Source organism: Pedobacter boryungensis (assembly GCF_013204825.1).
GTDB classification, from domain to species: Bacteria; Bacteroidota; Bacteroidia; order Sphingobacteriales; family Sphingobacteriaceae; genus Pedobacter; species Pedobacter boryungensis.
Genome location: NZ_JABMKV010000004.1, coordinates 87089 through 110113, shown reverse-complemented (window position 1 = coordinate 110113; position 23025 = coordinate 87089). Strand labels below are relative to the sequence as shown.

The window sequence follows — 23025 nt, the reverse complement described above, 5'->3', positions numbered from 1 at the left end:
ATTAAGCACTATTTTAAGGAAATTAACAAAATATAGGTTTAAACGATTTAAAGTATGTTTTTGAGAAAAATTTAACCGACTTTAACAAAAAACTTTGGCAAAATTTAATTTCACCAAAGTTTCAAAGTATCAAAAAGCACTTTTTTATGATGCGTTTGTCCTATACGAATCACTATAGAATTGATAAGCCAATCTATTTAATTAAGGCATTATATAACAGCGTTGAACTCAACTTACGTATGTCGTTTTTTCCGCCAGTATATTTTGGATCACATCCATTGGTGATCACCACAATGCCAAATTTCTCTTTAGGATCGAAAAACATAGAACTGAACAATCCATACGCAGACCCAGTATGCCCTTTCAGCATTTTTCCTGGTACAAAAGTACTATCAGCTCTCAAAGCCAATCCATAACTCTCTTCTTCTGAAACCTTTGTCTGCATTAATTTTGAATGTTTTTTAGAAATGATCCGTTGTCCATTATATTTTCCATAATTCATATGCATGGTCATATACTTAGCAAGATCTGTTGCAGAAATCTTCATTCCGCCAGTTGGCGAAAACAAAGGTGTACTATAACCCATTATATAATTTTTAATCTCTTCTGTTCGTGCAACATAAGCAGAAGGACTAGGGGTGAGTTTTTTTAGTTCATTATTATATTCATATAACGTGACAAAGCGGTTAGAGTCTAAGGCATCAACCCAATAGCCCCCATATAAACCTAATGGATTTAAAATATGGTTCTTAATGTAACTATCAAATCGCTCTCCTGATGTCTTTTCTATTACAGTGCCTACCATATTAAAATTCAAATTGCAATACATATAGCCTTTTCCAGGCTCGTAGTCGTTATAACACTTTTGCCAGTTTTTCCCTTTATCAGGATTGATTACATCTAGATTGAAATAACCCTGACTATCATTAATACTTGAGGTATGAGAAAGTACCATCTTCAAGGTAATAATGGTTTCTGGATATTTGGGGTTTCTAACCTTAAATCCTACTAATTTACTGAAGTCATCTGTTAACGACATTTTCTTTGCTTCAATCAACTGCATAATTGCTGTAGCCGAAAATGATTTGGAAATTGAGGCTATTCTGAATATATCATCATTTTTTAAAGGAATATTTTTCTCCTGGTCTTTTAATCCGTAAGAATGAGCATAAATGAGTTGACCATCTTTAACAACAGCTACTGCTACTCCTACAGCATTTGCTTTTTTGACTAAGTCCTGCATTTCAGAATCTACTTTAGCATTCTGACTAAAAGAATGGATTGCAAATAATAAGAAGAATGAAATGGAAAAAGCTTTTTTAAGCGAGATAAATGAAGTCATGATGCTAGTATTTTATTTTTAAACTTAACGATATAATTTTTTCAATGCAAGTAGGCTTAACTTTCTCATATCTTAAAAAATCGTTCTTTCATTCCTAAAATGCCAAGCAAACCTCCAGTATGTATCGCCAGAATTTTAGCATCTTTATTGAAGTAATTTTTAAGTGCTAAATCATAAATAGCAAAAAAGAGTTTGCCAGTATACACAGGATCAATCAGCATACCTGTTTCGGCAATAAAGGTTTTCATGAAATGTAGTAGTTCTGGAGTTGTTTTAGCGTATCCGCCGAAATGATAATCAGTGTGTAAATGTAAATTGCTTAAATCATTTTCATACTGACTTACTTCTTCCTTAATAAAACCCCCGCCTTTTAAAACAGGTATTACATGAAGTTGAGTAGACAGTTTTTGTTGGTTAATACCTTTTAATAATCCGGCAGCTGTTGTTCCTGTACCAGCGGCAATAAAAATGTAATCAAAGTTTTCAGTTAACTCAGTTATAATCTCAGCACAACCTTTTACAGCTGCTGCGCTTGCGCCTCCTTCATCAATAAAATAAGCTTGTTCATCATTGCCAAAGTAGGAGGTAAAGAGTTGTTGTTTATCCTTGTAACTTTCCCGATCGGTGAAAATAAGCTGCATTCCAAATAATTTGCACAATAGCAACATTTCATTTTCAACCTGTTCACCACGTACAAATGCAGTAGCCTTTAATCCGGCTCTTGCTGCGGCCGCTGCGGTAGCTACTAAATGGTTAGAATATGCCCCACCAAAAGTAACAAGGTGCTTTTTCTCTTTTAATGATACATCTTGTAATATGTATTTGAGCTTACGCCATTTATTGCCCGAAATGTAAGGGTCAATCAAATCATCTCGCTTAACATAAACTGAGTTTAACGAGTTAAAATTAAGTTGTTGTACTGGGCTATAGATTTGCATTAAATAAAAAAAGCTTCCCCAAAGAGAAGCTTTTATGTTGATGATTAAAAATTTTATTTGCCAAATCCGAAGCCAATACCACCATTTACATAGCTGTATTGTGCTTGAGTATAAGAAGCATATATTTTAAAGAATGATAGTTTTAACTGAAAGCCTACTGATGCTTTTAAGCCACTAATATCATTATTTTTAATAACTACTGGATCTGTATAGGTTTGCGTTCCATTTGGATTTGCAATTGTTGGCGCATCGAAATCATATGTGCCTAGCGCACTCAAATTAGATTTAGAAGTATTGAAACCAACACTAGCAAAAGGTGTAAAAAACAATAGGTTCTTAGATATAATCGCGTCCGCACTAAAGCCATTTATTTTAATGTCAACTTTCTGATTGGCATATTTGCCATTATTAATATCCAATGGTAAGTTATAATTTAATCTAGTTAATCCTAAAGCAACAGCTAAATCAAAAGGTAATAGTTTGTCCTTTTTGCCCATAATTAATGGTAATACTTCAACCTTAGCACCCACACCAAACATATTAATCGATCCTGCATCTTCACCTAATTTAACATTAGGAACTAAACGTAAAGAAACATCGATGTTTTTTGGTAAGCCTACAGTTAATTGTACTTGAGGAGAAGGAACGAAATGAATACCTGTTCCTTGTGGTAATCTAAACGTTTTAGTAGGATCAGCATTAAATTTCATTAAAGCACCATCATTGTCATCACCAAAAGCAGTTGGACCTATTCCATTTGAGCCTGTGGCAGGACTAACGTTTTGTAAGCCTAAGTTATTTGTGTTGTAAGTTTGATCTGATTTTGGTACAAAGGCTAACGTACCGGTAATCCGTAAATCGAATCTTAAAAAGCCTTTTGTTTTAGCGGATGTATTCCATCCTGAGTTTAAGCCTACACCTAATCCTTTAAAAAGAGGATTAATATACGCATCTACAAGTTTTGTAGCATCTGCAGGACTCGCTTTAAATAGGTCTCCTACATCTTCTTGTGCCAATAAATTTAATGGCAATAAAAAAGCGCTTACAATCAATAAAGATTTAAGCGCAGTTAATTTGTTTTTCATTTTTTGTTATCTGTTTGATTTTCAATCACGAAAGTAAATCTTTCTCATCAGATAAGGAAAAAAATTAAGTACTATTTTGACATTTTCAGTAAAAGCTTTCATAGGCATAAGGTTTATTACGTTCTCCTTAACAAAAAACAAGCCAAGATGTTTTTTTTAAAATTATCAAATTGTTAATCCTATTTTTGCAGCATGGAAAACAATATTATAGAGCAAGAGGAAGAACAAGATTTATTTGAGCATTTTAATATTGTTGTCGATAAAGGACAGTCTTTACTACGTATTGACAAGTTTTTGATGCACCGTTTAGAAAATGCATCACGTAATAGAATTCAAAATGCAATTGATGCAGGAAATGTACTGGTTAATAAGAAAACTGTAAAATCGAGTTATAAAGTAAAACCTTTTGATGAAATTTCGATTGTGTTTGCACATCCGCCACGCGATACAGAAGTTTATCCGGAAAACATTCCAATTGATATCGTTTATGAAGATGCCGATCTATTGGTAGTAAACAAACCTGCGGGAATGGTTGTACATCCAGGATTTAATAATTATACAGGGACCTTGGTTAATGCCTTAGCTTATCATTTTGAGCAGTTGCCAACATTGCCAGGAAACGATGGTAGACCAGGTTTAGTACACCGTATAGATAAAGATACATCTGGACTACTACTGATTAGTAAAAACGAAATTACTATGACTAAATTGGCTAAGCAGTTTTTTGATCATAGTATTACCAGGAAATACATTGCCTTAGCTTGGGGCGATATAGAAAAAGAAGGTAGGATAGAGGGATACATTGGTCGAAGTTTAAAAAATCGCATTGTAATGGATGTATATGATGATGAAGAAAAAGGCAAATGGTCGGTTACTAATTATTCGGTTTTAGAACGATTAGGTTATGTAACTTTAGTAAGTTGTCAATTAGAAACAGGTCGTACGCATCAAATTAGAGCACATATGAAACATATAGGGCATCCATTGTTTAGCGATGCAAATTATGGTGGCGATAAGATTTTAAAGGGTACAACGTTTACTAAATACAAACAATTTGTGAGCAATTGTTTCGAAATAATGCCTCGCCAGGCTTTACATGCACAAACTTTAGGGTTTATTCATCCAACTACAAAAAAGTACATGGAGTTTGAAGCACCATTGCCGGCAGATTTTAAAGCTGTTTTACTAAAATGGCGAAATTATTCACTACAACCACAATAAATGTATGTCGCATTATATTTTATTTAACGATGAATTTTTTGCCGCAGATCATGCGATTATAAAATCCAGTAATCGCGGATTTAAATTTGGTGATGGGCTATTCGAATCGATGCGCATGTGTAATGGTAAACTACAATTTGCAGAGCAACACGCAGATCGTTTAAGAGCAGGGATGAAAGCGTTGAAGATGGATGGTTACGCATTGTTAGATGAATATTTCCTTCGACAAAAAACCGCAGAGCTCCTTAAAAAGAACAAGTTTAATGGTAATGTTCGTTTTCGTCTTACAATTTATAGAGATGGAGAAGGTTTATACACACCCTCAATTAATAAAGCAGGATATTTACTAGAAGCAATTCCGTTAGAACAAACACATTACGAACTCAACAAAAAAGGTTTAATTATAGATGTGTACGATGAAATAACTAAATCCATTAATAAATTATCCAATTACAAAACGAGCAATGCCCTCTTGTATGTAATGGCAGGATTATTTCAAAAGCAACATCGATTAGATGAGGCATTGATTTTAAACCAACATGGTTTTTTGTGTGAAAGTACAAGTTCAAATGTATTTGTAGTTTATCAAAAACAAATTTATACACCTGCGCTTTCAGAAGGCTGTGTAGCTGGAGTAATGCGAAGTGTTGTTTTACAGCTCGCTAAAACCAATAATTTACCACTCATTGAAGCACAGATAAGTCCTGAAATTTTAAACGAAGCAGAAGAAGTTTTTGTGACTAATGCAAGTGGGGGAATTAGGTGGGTAATGGGTTATGGCAAAAAGCGTTACTTTAATGAGGTAGCTAAAGATTTGAGTGCTAAGTTAAATGCGTTGGTGTAAGGAAAGCTAGGAAGTAAACTAAATAGCTAAGCTCTCATGTAGTAACTACGTCATTGCGAGGAACGAAGCAATCTTACAACACCTGTAGACAATTTTATCGCTTTAAGATTGCTTCGTGCCTCGCAATGACACCCACTTTCTTATTGTTTTTAAAGTCTAACTACAATAACTTACAATCAATTTTTAGTATCTAAAACTCGAGTTACTTACAATCTCATCCCTCTTAAAAACTCATCAATCAACATTCGTTTTTTACCCTCGTATTGGACATCGGTTAGAGATATAAAGCCGTCTTTCGTAGCAAACTTTAAATATGTTTTTCCATCTGTTAAAAAGGCCCCGGTAGAAATAGCAGGTTCTTTATCTTCTAAGACTGCGCTAAAAATTTTTAAAGTTTTATCATTGAAAGTAGTAAATGCAGTAGGGTATGGACTTAATCCACGAATATGATTATATACCGTTTGACTTGGTTGGTTCCAATCTACCTTGCAAAAATCTTTAAATATTTTCGGTGCAGATTTTAATTCATCGCTTTGCGGTTGTGGCACCTCATTATAATCATCAGCCTCGATGGCTTTAACTGTTTTAACTAATAAATTTGCACCAACCACCATTAACTTATCATGCAAACTACCAGCAGTCTCATCGTCTGTAATGTCTACAGCATCCGAAAAAATGATATCGCCTGTGTCAATTTCTTGTTTTAAAAAGAAAGTTGTTACGCCACTTTCTTTTTCGCCGTTAATGATGACATGATTAATAGGTGCAGCTCCACGGTATTGAGGTAATAAAGAGCCGTGTAGATTGATGGTGCCCTTTGGAGGCATGTTCCAAACAATTTCCGGCAACATTCTAAAGGCAACCACCACAAATAAATCGGCATTTAAAGATATTAACTCTTCGATAAACAAAGGATCCTTTAATTTTAAGGGCTGCAAAACTCTTAAATTGTTTTCAAGGGCATACTTTTTTACCGCACTCTCGTTTAATTTTTGTCCACGACCTGCAGGTTTGTCTGCTGCGGTAACTACACCAACAATATCAAAACCAGCTTGTTGTAAAGCATTTAGAGAGGCAACGGCAAAATCGGGCGTACCCATAAAAACTATCTTCATCACTATTTGTTTAATGGTTGTTTTACAATTACAAAATAACTAAAAATTTCACTCATTATTTTTTCTACTTTATGGTTCCAACTTCCGAAGTGATTGATTCTAGTAGCCTTGTTTATGTGCATCCGGCACAACCAGGTATTTATAGAAAAGGGAAACCTGGGCATTTTTATTATGTAAATAAAAAGGGTGAGCGGATAAAAAATGAAGCCGATTTAGAAAGAATAAAGAAGTTGGTACTCCCTCCGGCATGGACAGATGTTTGGATTTCGCCTAAAAAGAACGGTTATTTACAAGCGATAGGGATTGATGCTGCGGGCAGAAAACAATATCGTTACCATACCGATTGGACATCTAGAAGGTCTGACCATAAATATTTTAGACTTTTAGAATTTGGTAAGGCTTTAACTAATGCCCGTAAGCACATTGCAAAGGACTTAAGAAGAAAAAATTTCGACGAGCGAAAGGTGCTAGCCATATGCTTGCAAGTAATGCAGAAAACCTTAATTAGAATTGGCAACGAAAGTTATAAAAAGGCATACGGCAGTTACGGATTGAGCACCTTAAAGGATAATCATTTTAAAGAAAACGGAAGTAAATCTACTTTAAGCTTTGTAGGCAAAAAAGGGGTAAAGCAAGAAGTGCAATTGAATGATAAAAGCTTGGCTCAGTTGGTAAAGAAATGTAAAGACATTCCAGGACAAGAGTTATTTCAATTTTATACTACAGGCAAAGCCCATAAATCGGTAGATTCTGGCATGATTAACAATTATATAAGAGAAATTACAGGAAGCGATTTTACTGCCAAAGATTTTAGAACCTGGGGAGGCACTTTAGAAGCTTTGAGACAATTAGCAAGTTGTACAGTTAAAACTCCTGATCTGCCTAAAAAGAAAGCAATTGTAGAAGTTTTAGATTGCGTAGCCAGTAAACTAGGCAATACCAGAGCTGTTTGTAAAAGCTCTTACGTTTATCCATTACTGTTAGAAACTTTTGAAAACGAAGGCTTACAGAAGTATTTAAAGAAAATAAATACGGTTAAACCAGATAGCCCGACTGCAATGGCCAATGATGAGAAAGTGTTAATGCAGTTCTTGAAACAGGCGAAAGCCTCCGCCAAAAAATAATTATCTTATTAATAGCTCTTGGTACGCTGCTTCAAAATGGGGTGTAGGTATACCCAAGTCTTTTCCCTGTCTTACCACATATCCAGTAATGGATTCTAACTCGGTGTTTTTACGCTTAAATTGAAAATCTCTTTGCATAGAAGAGGTAGTGGCAAAAGGAAGTGACTCGTAATGAGCCATTGCTTTATCTGCCGTACTTGGATCAACCTCTATGTTTTTCGCTTTAGCTAAGGCAGATGTTTCATCAATGAAGGTTCGAAGTTCAGCACTATTTTCTTTTAATAACTGACCAACAGGTTTTTCATAAAAAGATGTTGCTGTAGCTATACAAGATAAGAAAATGAATTTTTGCCAAATGAGTTGAGATATCTCCTCAGATAAAGTAGCTTCAACACCTGCGGCTTTAAACAAATCTTCCAGTTTCGATAACCTTTCATCGCTTTCTGCATCAAGCCCGAAGTAAATTTCTTGCCTATTGCCCATGTTTTCTACTACACCAGGCTCTTTTATTGCAGAAACAATGTAGGCACAGCCTGCTGGAACAAGATGATTTGGAAATTGTGCTCTTATCTTTTCTACGGCTTCAACTCCGTTTAATAAAGGAAGTAGTACTGTTTCTGTACCGATGCATGGTTTCAATTGATCTAACATTGCTGTTAAATCATAACTTTTTGTACAGATAATAATATAATCGGCAATGCCAATTTCCCTTGCATCATCTGTCGCTAAAAAAGGTGTTGCAATAAAATCAATGTCCCCTTTAATAACGTTTAAGCCATTTGCTTTAATTGCTTTTAAATGTTCTCCTCTTGCAATAAAATGTACCTCAATATCATCGTTCCCTGCGTAGGCTCTTGCTAACAAACCGCCAAAATAACCTCCAACTCCACCAATACCAGCAATTACGATCTTTGTTTTATGAATCATTTTTAATAGGAGTTTGTTAAGTTTTCAGTTGGTTTCTTACGAATATCGTCATTCCCGTGAAAACGGAATTCTAAGGCTTATATTACATTAATATTAGCTGGCCGAGCAATCGTGGTTCCCAATCGAGTTGGGAATGACATGTGTTTTATTTTTTTACCGAATGAACAGGTTGTTCGCTGTTCTCTTTTTGTTTAGCAGGATTTTTTGTCTTTGCTAAGGCAGGCTCTTTCGTATATACTTTATCTTCTGTTTTTTTGACCACTTTATTGCCTTTATCTACTTTACCTTTTGGCTGTGGCTCTAAAAAGTTGCTCGATACTTTTTCGCTTTTCTTTGTTTTTTCGTTGTTCATAGCTTTTGGAGAGTGAATGTTAATGGAAGAATGAATCTTATCATTTCATAACAAATAACAAACAACGCTTGTTTTTGGTAAATGCACTTAAGGTGTTAATCGTCATTGCGAGGTACATAGAAAGCCGAACATAGCGAGTTCACGACCACAATTAAAACAATAACTAATGAAGTAATCTTAGCTATGTATAATTATAAAACTATGTCGTCATTGCGAGGTACGAAGCAATCTTACAACTATGGGTAGGTAGGCTTTATATCGCATTAAGATTGCTTCGTACCTCGCAATGACGTGATAGATCCTTCACCTGACGACCGATAGGAGATTAATCGCATTACGATGCCCAGTCAAACTGAGCATGACGCGTGAAGGTGGAGGACGGCCTCAGTGGTGAGACGTTAAGAAAATCCAAAGAGTGGAGCGTTAAGAACAAAAAGCTGTTTGAGTGAAGCGAGTTCTTTTTGTTTAGCGGAACTATTGGATTTTTAGTCGAGGCAGTGCAGCCTTGATTGTTTGTTTCTTTATCATCAAGGATAAAGAAATAGGGGTTTCGGCGCCTATGAGCCGAGGCAAGGCAGTGCGGAGGATTATGTTATGTTAAAAGGAGCGTAGTCAAGACCTTTTTAAGATTCTTCAACTACGCTCAGCATGAAGGGATGGGTGCAGGTAAGTGTTGGTTTGGAGTATCGCATTACGATGCCCAGTCAAGCTGAGCATGACGCGTGAAGGTAAAGGACGGCCTCAGTGGAGAGACGTTAAAAATCCAAAGAGTGGAGCGTTAAGAACAAAAAGCTGTTTGAGCGAAGCGAGTTCTTTTTGTTTAGCGAAACGATTGGATTTTTAGTCGAGCCAGTGCAGCCTTGATTTTTGCGGTACTTTTTATCAAGAAAAAGTAGCTAGGGGTTTCGGCGCCTATGAGCCGAGGCAAGGCAGTGTGAAGGGTTGTGTTATGTTAAAAGATCCTTCGGCTGCGCTCAGGATGACGAACAGGCGGCTCAGGTGACGACCGGGATAGGAGACTAATCGCATTACGATGCCCAGTCAAGCTGAGCATGACGACTCATGATAGACACGGCCTCATTGGAGAGACATTAAGAAACCGTTTATCAAAAGAGATTTTTTTTGATAATAAGCTCCATCTCTCCGCTAAAAACAATAAAAAGGATGAGATGAAATCCAAGGTGGAGCGTTAAAAACAAAAAGCTGTTTGAGCGAAGCGAGTTCTTTTTGTTTAGTGTAACGAATGGATTTTTAGTCGAGCCAGTGCAGCCTTGATTTTTGCGGTACTTTTTATCAAGAAAAAGTAGCTAGGGATTTCGGCGCCTATGAGCCGAGGCAAGGCAGTGCGGAGGGTTGTGTTATGTTAAAAGATCCTTCGGCTACGCTCAGGATGACGGAATTAGTTCAGGATGACGGGAGCAATTCAGGATGAATGTACTCAGTATGAGCGTAGTCAAAGACCTTTTTAAAGATCCTTCGGCTACGCTAAGGATGACGACAAACTTAGGATGACATGATTAACCAGAATGCTAAAAACAAATTAAGGATATAACAAATACTTTTTACGCATTTCCTTGTACTGACTTAACCCAGGTTCCCAGCTTGCTCTAATTTCTTTTTCAGAAACACCATCAATAATTTGTTGTCTGAAATTACCCACGCCAATTCTTGCTTCAATGGTACCCACTTCAGCACTTAGTTTATTGTTAAAGAAATCTGCTTTACGTGGCGATGCCTTATACAACTCCATAATCCAACTTAAATTGATCTGTTTGGTTTTTCTAAAAGTATTGGTGTCGAAGTTTCTTAAATCTAATCCATAGCACACTTCATTCATAAACAATGGTGTTTCACTCATCCCTTTAATGCTTTTTGGTGTAAATGAAAACTCATATTTTCCTTTTAGGTAAGGAGCACCCACAATTGTAAAAGGATACATTGTACCGCGACCATGATTTAAATAAGTTCCTTCAAATAAACATGTAGTAGGATATAATAGAATAGATTGGTTAGTATTTAAGTTTGGTGATGGTTTTACCGGCAAGATATACGGCATATCGTGAGTGTAGTTTGCATTTTTAATCACGGTGATTTTGCACTTCATTTTGTCCTTTAACCAACCTTCGCCGTTTAACATTTGTGCATATTCGCCTAAGGTTAAACCATGCACAATTGGAATAGGTTGTAAACCAATACCCGATTTAAATTTAGGATCTAATACAGGACCGTCAATGTAAAAACCATTAGGGTTCGGACGATCTAAAATCATCACCTCTTTACCATCACGAGCGCAAGCTTCCATTACATGTTGCAAGGTGTTCATATAGGTATAAAAGCGAACGCCTACATCCTGAATATCAAAAATCATAATGTCTACATCTGCTAAATCTTCTTTTGTAGGCGTACTGTGTTTACCATATAAAGAGATGGCTTTAATCCCTGTTTTCGCATCAACCGCATCATCTACACTTACCCCAGCACTTGCATCCCCTCTAAAACCATGTTCAGGGCCAAAAATTTTAACAATGTTTACACCTCGTTTAAGTAAGCTATCTACCACAGTCACGTTGCCAATAATAGAAGTTGGATTAACCACCATCCCAATTCGTTTACCTTTTAATAAAGGCAAATACTTTTGAGTTTGCTCGACACCTGTCAACAGTTTTTTCCCAGACTTAGGCTTATCAATATTTTCGGCCTTTACTTTGTAGGGATTGGGTACATTAGGGTTCAATTTAACTTTTACTCCTTGACCGCAAGCAGTAAGGGCAAAAACAGTAAGTAACGATGTAAAAATGAAAGTGATTTTTTTCATGCTTAGGTTTTTTTAAGAATTATACGCTAAATCGAAATCGAATTAGCACTTTTGCTAAGTTACAATTTATTACAAATTTGAATATAGAATATTTCATAGCGAGGCGAATTGCCATAAAATCTGAACGTACATTTAGTAAGTTAATTGTACGCATCGCGATAGCTGGCGTAATGTTAAGCTTGGCTGTGATGATACTTTCTGTTGCTATTATTAAAGGTTTTAAAACCGAAATACAAGATAAAGTAAGAGGATTTATTGGCGATGTGCAGATTTACCGTTTCGATTTAAATGGTTCTTTCGAGAAAACGCCTTTTGTCCCTAATGATACTACGCTTCACTATCTTAAAAACAATACCAATCTAGAATCTTATTATCCCTTTGCTACCAAACCTGGTATTATTTCGGCCAATGGCGAAGTAGAAGGCATTAACTTTAAAGGAATTGACAAGACCTACGATTGGCGATTTATCCGCAAGCATTTAATTAGTGGAAGTGTGATAAACTTTGCAGATAGTACTGTGAATCAAATCTTAATCTCTGAGCATACAGCAAACCGATTAAAGCTTAAAACAGGAGATAGCTTTTTAATGCACTTTGTACAAAACCCTCCTAAAATAAGAAAGTTTAAGGTTGTGGGTGTGTATAGCGTTGGCATAGAAAACATTGATAAAAACTTTGCCGTAGGCGATATCAACATCATTAGAAGTGTAAACAGGTGGCAGCCTAACCAAATGGGTGGGATAGAAGTACGCATCAAAGACTTTAAGAAATTGAAGCTTGTAGCTGATGATGTGTATGCGAACTTAGAACTTAAACTACGATCGAGGTCTGTAATGGAAAGTACGCCAGAAATTTTTACCTGGCTCTCTTTGTTAGATGTAAATACGAGAGTATTGCTCTTTTTAATGATGATAGTTGGTGTGATTAATATGGTAACCGCTTTGCTCATTATGATTTTGGAACGTACTACCATGATTGGCTTGCTGAAAGCTATGGGTATTTCGAATTATAGCGTTATGAAAATCTTTTTGTACAATGCCATTTACTTAGTCGGCATTGGTTTAGTGTTGGGGAATATATTAGGTTTAGGTTTAGCGTATTTTCAGCAGTATTCGCATGTGTTTAAACTAGAACAAACCAATTATTACTTGTCGTACGTGCCAATAGAGATACATTTTGTAGATGTGTTGCTATTAAACGTAGCCACCATTGTCATTTGTTCTTTGGTACTATTAATTCCTTCACTATTAGTGAGTAGAATTAGTCCGTTAAGGGCGATTAGGTTTAAGTAGGAGTTTAAGTCACGTCATTCCCTTGCGAATGGTTATTCCCAAGCTCGTCATTCTCGTGTAGACGGTATTCCCAAGCTCGTCATTCCCGTGCAGACGGGAATCTTAAAGCAAAATATTTTCTATCGCATTACGATACCCAATCGAGTTGGGTATGACGGACGACACTGCGTCATTCCCGTGCAGACGGGAACCCTAAAGCGAAAAGAATGTATTTGTTATTTTCTACAGCGTTACGATACCCAATCGAGTTGGGTATGACGGAACAAACTGCGTCATTCCGTGCAGACGGTTACTCACCCGCTCGTCATTCCCGTGTAGACGGGAACCTTAAAGCGCAAAAAAGGTATTTGTTATTTTCTGCAGCATTACGATACCTAATCGAGTTGGGTATGACGACAAAACCAACTAACTACCGTCTCTTGGGCTGATAATAAAGTATAATTGCTCCGCCTGTAAAGGTTTTAGTCTTCACTAGCTTTAGCAGCGTTCTATCTTTAATATCTTCGAATAATAGCGAGCCACTACCTGCAATTACTGGATATACACACAATTGCAATTCCTCAATTAAGTTCAGTTTCAAGAGCTGTAGTATTAAACTGCGACTACCCACGAAAATGTCTTTACCAGATTGTTGTTTCCATGCAAAAACTTCTTCTTCTAGATTTCGGGTTGCCAAGCTGGCACTTTCCCAGTCTATAGCTGTAAGGCTGTGAGAAAAAACGATTTTAGGAACTTTGTCTATCGCCACCGCAAATTCGTTCATGGTTTTTTCTTCCGAGGGATTGGCTAGTATGGTTCGCCAAAACTCCATTAATTGATAAGTGATGCGGCCATAAAGCATCACATCTGCCTCCGCTAATAGATCTGCATAATGTTGATGTACTTCTTCATCAGGAATTCCTGCGGTGTGGTCGAAAACACCATCAAGTGTCATGTTAATTGCGGCGATTACTTTTCTCATGGCTTGGTTCTTTAAAGTCCGATAGGTTTTAATTGAGCAAACAAACCTGTAGCACTAAACTAATAAAATAAATCAAGTTTGTTTTCGTACCTCGTTATCAATTAACTAAGCGAATATCAATTAACCTTTTTAAAGTCACCAAGTTTATAGATATCATAATATCTTTTAACAAGTCCGTTGATATATCTTTTCAAGTAATTCTCACTTAAAAATGAATTGGACCAATTGTCGTATCGTTGACATTGAACACCTAAATAAAAGAAGTATAAGCTTACTCCAAGTATGGGTATAAGTCGTTTTTCTTCTTCGCTTATTGGTGTTACAGACTCGTAGCCTTTAATAAAGCCTTCAACTTTTGGTTGATAATCTTTTGCCTCATACTTCTCTACATTATGTAGCTGTAAAATATAGTAAGCAATATCTAAGCAAAGCCAACCATTTCCGCAGAAATCAAAATCAAAAATTGTTATTTTATCGTCGCTTGTAATATTTAGATTATCAAACCAAATGTCTAAATGAACAACTCCCTGTCTCATTTGAGCAATGTCTGCATTTTCAAACTCGGCTAACAAATAGGTTTGAGCAGATTTCATAAAGTTCATTTCATCTGTTTCACTCCCCAAAAAAGATGATATCTTTTTTAATGAGTCAATAAGAATAACTTCGGGAGAATAGTTAATACGATTTAACCGCTGGTTGTTGGTAACCATATGCAATCGAGCCATATGTTGACCAATAAGGAAGTGTGTTTCTTGTGGAATTACATGTAGCTTTTCACCCTTTGCAAAAGTAAAAAGCACCCCAAATCTGTCGCCCTCTGGTGCGTTTAACGTTTGTACATAATTACTTTCTTTATCTAATAGCGGATAAGAAATAGAAATAGCATTTTCTTTGAGTTGATTTAACAATTTAATTTCCTCTTCTATCTCAGTTCTTGAACGCCAATTCAAACTATAAACTCTAAACACAAATTTGTCAGCATTGTCTGTTACCAAATAGGTATCATTAATTCCCGCTTTTATCAATTGACATTTGACATCTTTACCCAATGAATATTTTTCTTGTAAGAATAGTCCTAGATGTGTTGCAGAAAGATTAGAATTAGTTACTGGAAAAGTTTTCATTTGGTGTTTGTTCGGTATTTAATTGTGCCAATCGTTTTTGGAATTATGGAGTAAAGGTATGTTTGCGGAATAAATGTAGACTGTGTTAAATAGTAAATAATTTAAACCCTCTTGCTGGTAGGTCTATGACGTGTACATTTAAATTATCAAAAATGCTTAATGTCTTAGCGTAAACTTTACTAGTATTTCACGCAATAGGTGTGAGCTAGAGTAGGATAAGAAAATATAGCATCATATCTATCTCCACTAATTTGCATAAGTTGATGTATTTCTTCGTCAGGAATGCCTGCATCAAATGTCATATTAATTGCTGCGATTACTTTTCTCATTGATGTTGTTTTTTAGCATTTATCATGATCTCAGGTTTAACAATGCGTCGGAATAGAAATCTAAACCTTCACCAAAGAATTGCATGTCGTTTTTATTCTACCACTTCAGCTTCTTCAATTTTATTTTCTTTATCCAGCTCATACCAATGAATGAATTGTCTAATTGCATTTTCTTTTGTGTAGCCTGGATTGTTTCCAAGAAAAATGACTTCTAACTCTTTGATTTTGTTGTATTTTTTTTGCGAAAAGATCTTATAAAGTTTATCTACATTATAATATTTTTTTAAAACCTCATAACTATCTTTTTTAAAATCAGTTTTGTAAGGTTCGGGATGTAAAGAACTATAAATTGTCGAAGTCAATTCTTCGATAATTATTTCTTGGAATTCTTTGTTTTCCTTCATACATTTATTGATATATTTTTCAAGTTGTTTTGGAGATTTTAGGTACCAAATCTCTAACAATCTATAAATATGACTTGAATGTCTTTGAAATAAATTACTATTATTTTGATAAGAATCGATTAAAGTTCGATTTAATAAAATTTCTTCTAGTTTTTGGATATCATTAGCTTTAATTATGTAAGCGCCATCTTTATTACCGGCAATTAACCAACGAAGGATCTCAAATAAAAATTCTAGGTCTGCATTTAGAATTAATTCTTTTGTAAACTTATAAAGATTTGTATAATCATTATGATTTTCCAAAAATCTAGTGATAGTGATTGCTACTTGAGTTTTTTCATTAAACCCAAGAAAAAATGTTCCTCCTTTTATTCCTTCAAATTTATTTTGGAACCTACAAAGAATTTTAATCACAACTTTTTTTTGTTCCCAGTTTAATTCGTTTTGATATATACTTAATTTGTTTTTAAGTTCTATAGCATTAATATTTTTTAATATTTCCTCCGTTTCACTTTCAATTTCATTAAATTTTTTATGTGTTAACCTATTTAAAAATTCTTCAAAATAGACATCAGATATATCATTTTCTGGAATGCTATAAAGAAAAAATCTATGGAAGTATCTTGAGGAAACAATTCTTTTTTCTTTTGTCCAATTATTATTTACATATGGATAGTTAAAGCTTTCTAGTGCTTCTTTAATTAATGGGAATAGATATTTAAGCAAATCTAGAATTGCTCTTTCTTCATTTTTGTGTAGGTCTTTGTTTAATGCACCAAGCTTATCTTTAAATTCGTCTTTCTTTTTTGTGTCTGAATCTCTAGAGTATACATTTTCATAAGAATCAATAAAATATTCTGGAGAACTTTTTATGAAATCATAGTGTTCAGGATAGAATAATTTTACGCCTTCAAATAAAATTAAATCTGCAATGTTGACTTCCCCAATTAATAATGGAATTAAAAAAGATAGAGAATTCGCATATCTTATTGCTAATCTTGGAGTATTGATTTTAGGTAAAATATTCTCGGAAATCTGATAGGCAACAGTAGAGGCTAAATTTTGTTCCAAATTAATGCCATTTGCATTCAAAACATTATTAACTAATTCAAAAGTAAAATTTGTTAAATCACTTGAAAGTGCTTTTGGGATTCTTAGAGGAACTTGTATGATTTTTTCTAAAAAATTGTATCCAGCATTTTTATTACCCTCTGCATATCTTTCACCAATAGCAGACGCAACCATTTCATCATCAAAAGATAAAATGTAATAAGTATTTGAAAAATCCCCTGTTAATTTAATTAATTTAAAGAGTGCAAAAAGTTCTTGCTTATCTAATCTATCGATATCATCAATTATAACGACAACTTTTTTATTACTTTCCTTTAAAAAGTCATTTACTCTTTCTTTTAATTTTTCTATATCTGCATCTGATAGTGATTCGCCAATTTTTGAAAAGTCTAAGTTTATAACACTCCCTATACTTCCATACTTAGCAAAAAAAGAACCTACTTTTTCCTTAATATTATTTAAATCTTTATCTAAAGCAATTGATATGTTTTTAAAATAATTTAATATTAAAGTATCTTCGTCTTTAAATCTCCAAGGATTAAATTTTACGATTAAAATTTCTGGATTGCACAACAAGTCTTCCTCAATCATGTTGAGAATTGAAGATTTTCCTTCTCCCCAAATTCCATAAAGACCGATTACTAATCCTTCTGCAGTTTGCCTTTTTATTAATGTTTCGGCAATTCTTTTCGAAAAATTATTTCTTTTAAATCTATCTTGGTTCTTTTGATTTATTGGCTTGTCAGAATTGTAGATTTGATGCATAGTTTAATATAATAGCATATATTCGTTTGACTAATTTCACATAAATTGCATTGCTGTAGAACAATTATATTATCTGCACCAAATTAAACAAAAACGGATGAACTAATATGAACCGCCGTCAGCCTATTCTAACAATTTTACTCTTATGTTTTGTGGTTCTTTTCTTTTTCTAGTTCTAATCTAGTTCTAGCATTTTCTAAAAGTTCAGAATAAGTTAAAATAGTGATATTCTTTAGAGAATTAGTTAATTCTTTATAAGCTTGAAGGCTGTCATTGTTATAATCTTTGCGAGACACTCTTTTTCTTACTTTTTCATCTAAACTATCATAGTCTTGAGAAAGTTTAGACCAAGAACCCATAATAATAAGTCCTTTTGGTCGGATAGTTTCAACGTGAAGCGTGTCGCCTATCCTAGAGTTTAAAAATTCTCTTAAATTTTTATTGTCAATTTTATACTCCTCATCATTATCCTTATGAAGACTTGTTATATATCTTTCAGTTTGAGCAATTGCTATAGATAAATCTTTGCTTGGATAAAACTTCCCTCTTCCATTTCCATATTCTAAAAGGTATTTGTCAGGTCTTTTAAGTTCAACTACTTCAACATCACCTAAATGATTTATTAGGATTAAATCGAACTGAGACCTTGAACGACCATGCCTAATTACATATTTATTAGTGTTTAATAATGCTGGAACCCCAAACAGGCAATACTGCCCATAATCACTTAAAATTCTTTCCATAAGATGTTCAGGTCCAGTAATTGAAGTTTTAAGAAATCCAAATTTTTCGTTTCCGATTTCTTTGGCTACAGAAGCAGTTATATTATTTACCTCTAGAATCTCCTCTATAGTTTTTAGAAGCCATTGCGTCTGCTTATTAATTTGCTTTTCAATAACAACTTGGTTTGTCTCTCCAATTTTTAAATTTTTAGTTAAAGTAATAATATCTTCTTGATTTATTTCTCCGCTTGCTATAATCTCCTTAAGAAGCAAACCATAATCTCTGTTACTTTGTAATTCTTTCGTATTTAAGTCATAGCTATTTTTAAGAAATGGTATAAACCGATTAAAAACCCGCTGGGATTTCTCAATATTTTCTTCTCCCTCAATTTTAACAATATTGTTATAGTTATCAAGGTCTATATATAAATGATGTCCTTCTATTTTATTAATATCGCAAATAGTAATTTTATGTATTTCAATATTTTCTAAATGCTTAAAAACAGAATAAACTTTATTTATATTATTAGGTGGGTTAAGAATATTTGTATTTAAAATATCTAAACTCCTATGAGTAATTTTAATTATTACAGAGTCAATATTTGAAACTGTGGATACTTTCTCAATATTTCCTGGTTTGTACCTATAATTTAAATATTCAATTTCAGTTTTTCGTACTTTAAGCAGTAATTTATTTTCAACAAAATAGGAATTTTTTCGTTTTACAATATTCTTATCTAAGGCTAATCTTGATAATTTCGTTTCAAGTTTTTGTTTTTCTGTTTTGAAATACTTTCTTGCCATTATATGTTTAAAATATACATAAATTATAGATTTACACTATACTTAGCGTCTTAAAATTGTTCTAAATCAAATCAGAACTTAAATAGATATTGAACTAATAACATTTATAATAGATATCCATTTATCAGAGACCAATCATCTCTAAATTAAAGCTTCTAATTTCCTTAGCCATACGGGAAACCGTAACCACCACAAAAAATTGGGACATCATCATAGAGAGTAGCGTTAATACTTTAACTAAGGTAACTTAAGCAAAGCGTAATACCAAATGTGCCAATAAGTTAGCGCCCGCACTTCATTTTATTCCTCCTTCTTTGCTATCTTTTGGCTTTCTCTATATTGCGCTACGGTAATGCCAAAGAAATGGCAAACATGATCTACCGTTACCTTTTTAGTACCTGTAATACCATAGGTTTGCTTAATTGTTGACAATATCCGGTAACTTGTAGTTTCACAGCAATTCTTTAATTGCCTAATGTTTTTAGCGTGAACGAAGATTTCATTTTGCATACTCATCCTATATTAATTATACATGTTAAACTTTAATAATGGGATGATATTTAAATATAGCGAATAGTTGTAAAGGCGGAAACTAAGCGCTAAAGGATTGGCAAAATTTAACAAACATTAACTATTGTAGCTAAGACAAGCAGCATTGTATGCGATACATTGGCTTACATCTGCTATACAAAGGCCATTGTAGCTCAACATTGTTCTATTGTATGCGATACATTCGGGATTGTATGCCAAACAAGTGTCATTGTATGCGGTACATTCGTCATTGTATCGCATACAATGACCAACATCTGCGGTACAAATGATAAAATTACCAAGGCCATTGCGCATACCATTTGCTTTATGAACCAGAAAAAATATGCCTTTAATATAGCATAGGCTAAGAAATTAGCTATAGTCGGAAAGATGTTAGGGCGAATGGAGGAGTTGGATAACTGAGCTGAAGCACTTGTCAAAAACCCCTATTATTATTAAAAACCACCAATTACTACTCATTACTAGTCAAAACTTGTCATTCTTAGTCACGACATTTTGCTGAACAAATGTGCCACTGTACTTTCGTTTCGAAGGCAATGGAGCCTTCCTTTTATTTATCTACAATGAAAATTCCTAAATTAAATTTAAACTATCAGCGCTACAACGATGCAAAGCTCGATCAGAAGGCACAAGCTATTCAAGTAGCATTAACTGGAAATCCTAATTTTACAATTACGGCAACACTAGCTGATTATATCATTGTGGCCAGTAATTTTTCTACAGCACTCACGGCAGCATCATCGAGAGATCGAGTAGCGGTGTCGTTAAAAAATGATGCACGAGAAGCGCTATTAAGTAGCTTGCGGTTATTGGCTCAAACTGTCGAAGCTGCGGCAGAAGGCAATCGCTCTAAACTGATTAGTTCGGGTTTTGATTTGGCAACGGATAGTGATGCCGCATTAAGTTTGTCGCCACCACAAGAGTTCTCTTTACAAGATGGGACGAGCCCAGGGGAGATTAAGTTTGTGATTAAGGCGGTGGAGAATGCGAAGTCGTACATTTTCGAATACACCGAAGAGCCGTTAACGTTAGAGAGTAGTTGGGTTTCTAAAGGTTCTTCAAAACGTGAGTATACATTTTATGGTTTGCCAAGTAGTAAACGCATTTACGGTCGTGTGGTTGTTATTGGCACTCGCGGTCAGGAAGTGACTAGTAGTGTGTTGACACGGATGGTGCAGTAGGGGATTAACGTCATCCCCATGAAAATGGGGACTTAATGCATAATGGTTTATTGCTTTACGATTAGCTGCGCTGAGCACTTCGTGGTTCCCAACCGAGTTGGTAATGACTGAGTAGATCAGGTAGCGTTATTCTTATACGTCTAGGTCGTCATTCCCGTGAAGACGGGAATCTTAATGCTAAACGTTTTTCTATCGCTTTACGATTAGCTGCGCTGAGCACTTGTGGTTCCCAATCAAGTTGGTAATGACGGATCTATTGGTATCGTCATCCCCGTGAAAACGGGAATCTTAATGCTTAAGGGTTATTGCATTACGATTCCCAATCGAGTTGGGAATGACGAGGTGCATAACGCATGCGCTATTTCTTTGCGATTAGATCATCATTCCCATGAAAATAAGGATCTTAATGCATAAGATTTGCTCAACGCAACTAATTTTAACGTGTAACGTTGTTAGTAATCCAATACTAATCGAATAGAAGCGACAAATATAACTTATGGAAAGAGGAGGTTGCGTTTATATACTTACAAATGTGTTTAATACTGTCTTTTACATCGGTGTTACTTCTGATTTATTTTCACGAATGGCAGAGCATAAAGACAAAGTTTATCCAAAGTCGTTTACGGCAAAATACAATTGCAGTAAACTTGTGTATTATCAAATGTATGCTAACATAGAAGAGGCAATTGGTATGGAAAAAAGGTTAAAGAAATGGAACAGGGATTGGAAGATTAAATTGATTGAAAAAGACAATCCTATGTGGAAAGATTTGTATAGTGAGGAGTTATAATATCTAGACCGTCATTCCCTTGAAACAGGGATTTTAATGCTTAAGGGTTATCGCTTTAAGATTAGCTGCGCTGAGCACTTCGTGGTTCCCAATCGAATTGGGAATGACTGGGTGCATAAGACATGCGTTATTTCTGTGCGTCTAGTTCGTCATTCCCGTGAAAACGGGAATCTTAATGCGAAACGCTTTTCTATCGCATTAAGATTCCCAATCAAGTTGGGAATGACGTGTTGCATAAAAAGGTTGCTATTGCTTTAAGATTAGCTGCGCTGAGCACTTCGTGATTCCTAATCAAGTTGGGAATGACGGGTGCGTAAAAACCCTAAACCACTATCCAATCCTTTTGTTGTAAACCAGCAAACTCTGTTCTTGGAGGTAAGTTTAAATAGGGATAGGTTACTTTAGATAAATACAGACCCGTTGGGTGTGCAATTTCTAAGAGACCTGGCGTTTCTTTGGTGATGAGTAGATTTTCGAATTCATCCACACTCATGTTTCCTGTTCCTATTTTTAACAGCTTGCCCGTGATAATCCGGATCATCTTGCCTAAAAAACGATTAGAGGCAATATGAAACCGAATTTGATCGCCATTTGCGGTGGTATATAAGTCGGCTTCCATCACATTGCAAATGGTGTGTTCATTTTTATCTGGCGTGGTACAGAAAGCTCGGTAGTCTTTATATTGTGGTAATAAAGCGGTCGCCTTTTTCATTGCTGCCAAATCAAGTTTGCCCAAGTCGTAATAAGAACTCAACTGACTTAAAAAAGGGTTTTTGTAGGTATGGATGTAATAATCGTACTGACGCTGAACGGCATCAAACCTAGCATGTGGTTTTCCTGCTAAAGGGATAATATCAAAAACGGCAATGTTGTGTGGTAGTACCTTGTTTAATCGAAATACTAAATCGAAATCCCATTCTTGTGCTATATCTGCATGGAAAAAGAACTGACTGGCGTGTACACCTGAGTCTGTTCTTCCGCAGCCATTAATGGTTAAGGGTGTTTTGAAAATCTGACTGAGCTTGTCTTCAATTACTTCTTGCACACTGTTTACTTTTGGCTGTTTTTGCCAACCGCTGTAAGTATGGCCGTTGTAACCGATATGGAAGAAGTATCTCAAAGGAAATGGTTTTTAGGTTGCAAAGGTAATGAAATGCGTAAAAGATTTGCTATTGCTTTGAGGTTGCTTCTCGATTTTTATTCGTCATTGCGAGGTACGAAGACAACCGAGCGTAGAGAGCTCACGAACACAATTAAAATAATACTA

General features: G+C 35.0%; 20 protein-coding genes. 6 read left to right on the top strand and 14 right to left on the bottom strand.

The features are described 5' to 3' along the window. Positions 1 to 193: 193 nt before the first annotated feature. The 3 genes from HQN85_RS14880 to HQN85_RS14870 all read right to left on the bottom strand — a co-directional run bounded on the left by HQN85_RS14880 (position 194) and on the right by HQN85_RS14870 (position 3365). The gene (locus tag HQN85_RS14880) at positions 194 to 1342 is read right to left on the bottom strand and encodes a serine hydrolase domain-containing protein (protein WP_173273721.1); all 1149 of its coding nucleotides are present in this window, start codon (positions 1340 to 1342) and stop codon (positions 194 to 196) included. A gap of 65 nt (positions 1343 to 1407) precedes the next feature. Further along, a complete protein-coding gene (locus HQN85_RS14875) occupies positions 1408 to 2280 on the bottom strand; it encodes a 1-aminocyclopropane-1-carboxylate deaminase/D-cysteine desulfhydrase (protein ID WP_173273719.1) in 873 nt (290 codons plus the stop codon). 53 nt (positions 2281 to 2333) lie between these two features. Then, positions 2334 to 3365, bottom strand: coding sequence for a DUF6588 family protein (locus HQN85_RS14870; protein WP_173273717.1), 1032 nt, complete (start codon positions 3363 to 3365; stop codon positions 2334 to 2336). A 192-nt stretch (positions 3366 to 3557) separates the two neighbouring features. Between HQN85_RS14870 and HQN85_RS14865 the strand changes: the two genes are divergently transcribed. Next, the gene (locus tag HQN85_RS14865; protein ID WP_173273715.1) at positions 3558 to 4586 is read left to right on the top strand and encodes an RluA family pseudouridine synthase; all 1029 of its coding nucleotides are present in this window, start codon (positions 3558 to 3560) and stop codon (positions 4584 to 4586) included. A gap of 4 nt (positions 4587 to 4590) precedes the next feature. Continuing rightward, a complete protein-coding gene (locus tag HQN85_RS14860; protein WP_173273713.1) occupies positions 4591 to 5430 on the top strand; it encodes an aminotransferase class IV in 840 nt (279 codons plus the stop codon). Positions 5431 to 5636: 206 nt separating this feature from the next. Here HQN85_RS14860 and fmt read toward each other — a convergent pair whose 3' ends face one another. Then, entirely contained in the window at positions 5637 to 6545 is a 909-nt protein-coding gene (fmt, locus tag HQN85_RS14855) for a methionyl-tRNA formyltransferase (RefSeq protein ID WP_173273711.1), read from the bottom strand. Between the two features lie 71 nt (positions 6546 to 6616). Between fmt and HQN85_RS14850 the strand changes: the two genes are divergently transcribed. Then, complete coding sequence (locus HQN85_RS14850) at positions 6617 to 7669, top strand: DNA topoisomerase IB (RefSeq protein ID WP_173273709.1); 1053 nt, start codon at positions 6617 to 6619, stop codon at positions 7667 to 7669. Here the strand turns inward: HQN85_RS14850 and HQN85_RS14845 are convergent, their stop codons facing one another. The 3 genes from HQN85_RS14845 to HQN85_RS14835 form a co-directional block, all read right to left on the bottom strand. After that, on the bottom strand, positions 7670 to 8596 hold the full coding sequence (locus HQN85_RS14845) for a ketopantoate reductase family protein (RefSeq protein WP_173273707.1): 927 nt from the start codon (positions 8594 to 8596) through the stop codon (positions 7670 to 7672). Between the two features lie 145 nt (positions 8597 to 8741). Continuing rightward, complete coding sequence (locus tag HQN85_RS14840; protein WP_173273705.1) at positions 8742 to 8948, bottom strand: hypothetical protein; 207 nt, start codon at positions 8946 to 8948, stop codon at positions 8742 to 8744. 1540 nt (positions 8949 to 10488) lie between these two features. After that, entirely contained in the window at positions 10489 to 11763 is a 1275-nt protein-coding gene (locus tag HQN85_RS14835; protein ID WP_173273703.1) for an exo-beta-N-acetylmuramidase NamZ family protein, read from the bottom strand. 77 nt (positions 11764 to 11840) lie between these two features. On the opposite strand from HQN85_RS14835, the gene HQN85_RS14830 reads away from it, so the two are divergent. Then, positions 11841 to 13055 (top strand): ABC transporter permease, encoded by a 1215-nt coding sequence (locus HQN85_RS14830; protein WP_173273701.1) that lies wholly within the window; start codon positions 11841 to 11843, stop codon positions 13053 to 13055. Positions 13056 to 13464: 409 nt separating this feature from the next. On the opposite strand, the gene HQN85_RS14825 is transcribed toward HQN85_RS14830, so the two are convergent. The 6 genes from HQN85_RS14825 to HQN85_RS14800 all read right to left on the bottom strand — a co-directional run bounded on the left by HQN85_RS14825 (position 13465) and on the right by HQN85_RS14800 (position 19751). Beyond that, entirely contained in the window at positions 13465 to 14016 is a 552-nt protein-coding gene (locus tag HQN85_RS14825; RefSeq protein WP_173273699.1) for a dihydrofolate reductase family protein, read from the bottom strand. A 116-nt stretch (positions 14017 to 14132) separates the two neighbouring features. Continuing rightward, complete coding sequence (locus HQN85_RS14820) at positions 14133 to 15140, bottom strand: phosphotransferase (protein WP_173273697.1); 1008 nt, start codon at positions 15138 to 15140, stop codon at positions 14133 to 14135. Positions 15141 to 15319: 179 nt separating this feature from the next. Further along, entirely contained in the window at positions 15320 to 15469 is a 150-nt protein-coding gene (locus HQN85_RS14815; RefSeq protein ID WP_173273695.1) for a hypothetical protein, read from the bottom strand. Positions 15470 to 15561: 92 nt separating this feature from the next. Further along, on the bottom strand, positions 15562 to 17709 hold the full coding sequence (locus HQN85_RS14810) for a KAP family P-loop NTPase fold protein (RefSeq protein WP_173273693.1): 2148 nt from the start codon (positions 17707 to 17709) through the stop codon (positions 15562 to 15564). Between the two features lie 143 nt (positions 17710 to 17852). Then, positions 17853 to 19235: a Shedu anti-phage system protein SduA domain-containing protein gene (locus tag HQN85_RS14805; RefSeq protein WP_173273691.1), complete on the bottom strand. Its 1383-nt coding sequence runs from the start codon at positions 19233 to 19235 to the stop codon at positions 17853 to 17855. Between the two features lie 300 nt (positions 19236 to 19535). Continuing rightward, entirely contained in the window at positions 19536 to 19751 is a 216-nt protein-coding gene (locus HQN85_RS14800; RefSeq protein WP_216847307.1) for a hypothetical protein, read from the bottom strand. A gap of 599 nt (positions 19752 to 20350) precedes the next feature. Here HQN85_RS14800 and HQN85_RS14795 point away from each other — a divergent pair. Together HQN85_RS14795 and HQN85_RS14790 are read left to right on the top strand one after the other, a co-directional pair. Next, positions 20351 to 20968 carry a hypothetical protein gene (locus HQN85_RS14795; RefSeq protein WP_216847306.1) on the top strand — a complete coding sequence of 206 codons (618 nt, stop codon included), beginning with the start codon at positions 20351 to 20353 and terminating at the stop codon, positions 20966 to 20968. A gap of 496 nt (positions 20969 to 21464) precedes the next feature. Next, the gene (locus HQN85_RS14790; RefSeq protein WP_173273685.1) at positions 21465 to 21758 is read left to right on the top strand and encodes a GIY-YIG nuclease family protein; all 294 of its coding nucleotides are present in this window, start codon (positions 21465 to 21467) and stop codon (positions 21756 to 21758) included. A 322-nt stretch (positions 21759 to 22080) separates the two neighbouring features. Here the strand turns inward: HQN85_RS14790 and truA are convergent, their stop codons facing one another. Next, on the bottom strand, positions 22081 to 22878 hold the full coding sequence (gene truA / locus HQN85_RS14785; protein WP_173273683.1) for a tRNA pseudouridine(38-40) synthase TruA: 798 nt from the start codon (positions 22876 to 22878) through the stop codon (positions 22081 to 22083). Between the last annotated feature and the right edge of the window lie 147 nt (positions 22879 to 23025).

Excerpts from the sequence above, each read along its gene's own strand:
- HQN85_RS14860 (WP_173273713.1), top strand. The coding sequence starts at position 4,591 with ATGTCGCATTATATTTTATTTAACGATGAATTTTTTGCCGCAGATCAT.
- HQN85_RS14815 (WP_173273695.1), bottom strand. The coding sequence starts at position 15,469 with ATGAGAAAAGTAATCGCAGCAATTAATATGACATTTGATGCAGGCATT.
- HQN85_RS14800 (WP_216847307.1), bottom strand. The coding sequence starts at position 19,751 with ATGAGTATGCAAAATGAAATCTTCGTTCACGCTAAAAACATTAGGCAA.
- HQN85_RS14875 (WP_173273719.1), bottom strand. The coding sequence starts at position 2,280 with ATGCAAATCTATAGCCCAGTACAACAACTTAATTTTAACTCGTTAAAC.
- HQN85_RS14850 (WP_173273709.1), top strand. The coding sequence starts at position 6,617 with ATGGTTCCAACTTCCGAAGTGATTGATTCTAGTAGCCTTGTTTATGTG.
- HQN85_RS14865 (WP_173273715.1), top strand. The coding sequence starts at position 3,558 with ATGGAAAACAATATTATAGAGCAAGAGGAAGAACAAGATTTATTTGAG.
- HQN85_RS14845 (WP_173273707.1), bottom strand. The coding sequence starts at position 8,596 with ATGATTCATAAAACAAAGATCGTAATTGCTGGTATTGGTGGAGTTGGA.
- HQN85_RS14805 (WP_173273691.1), bottom strand. The coding sequence starts at position 19,235 with ATGGCAAGAAAGTATTTCAAAACAGAAAAACAAAAACTTGAAACGAAA.
- HQN85_RS14825 (WP_173273699.1), bottom strand. The coding sequence starts at position 14,016 with ATGAGAAAAGTAATCGCCGCAATTAACATGACACTTGATGGTGTTTTC.
- HQN85_RS14810 (WP_173273693.1), bottom strand. The coding sequence starts at position 17,709 with ATGCATCAAATCTACAATTCTGACAAGCCAATAAATCAAAAGAACCAA.
- HQN85_RS14880 (WP_173273721.1), bottom strand. The coding sequence starts at position 1,342 with ATGACTTCATTTATCTCGCTTAAAAAAGCTTTTTCCATTTCATTCTTC.
- HQN85_RS14795 (WP_216847306.1), top strand. The coding sequence starts at position 20,351 with ATGAAAATTCCTAAATTAAATTTAAACTATCAGCGCTACAACGATGCA.
- HQN85_RS14835 (WP_173273703.1), bottom strand. The coding sequence starts at position 11,763 with ATGAAAAAAATCACTTTCATTTTTACATCGTTACTTACTGTTTTTGCC.
- HQN85_RS14820 (WP_173273697.1), bottom strand. The coding sequence starts at position 15,140 with ATGAAAACTTTTCCAGTAACTAATTCTAATCTTTCTGCAACACATCTA.
- fmt (WP_173273711.1), bottom strand. The coding sequence starts at position 6,545 with ATGAAGATAGTTTTTATGGGTACGCCCGATTTTGCCGTTGCCTCTCTA.
- HQN85_RS14840 (WP_173273705.1), bottom strand. The coding sequence starts at position 8,948 with ATGAACAACGAAAAAACAAAGAAAAGCGAAAAAGTATCGAGCAACTTT.
- HQN85_RS14790 (WP_173273685.1), top strand. The coding sequence starts at position 21,465 with ATGGAAAGAGGAGGTTGCGTTTATATACTTACAAATGTGTTTAATACT.
- HQN85_RS14870 (WP_173273717.1), bottom strand. The coding sequence starts at position 3,365 with ATGAAAAACAAATTAACTGCGCTTAAATCTTTATTGATTGTAAGCGCT.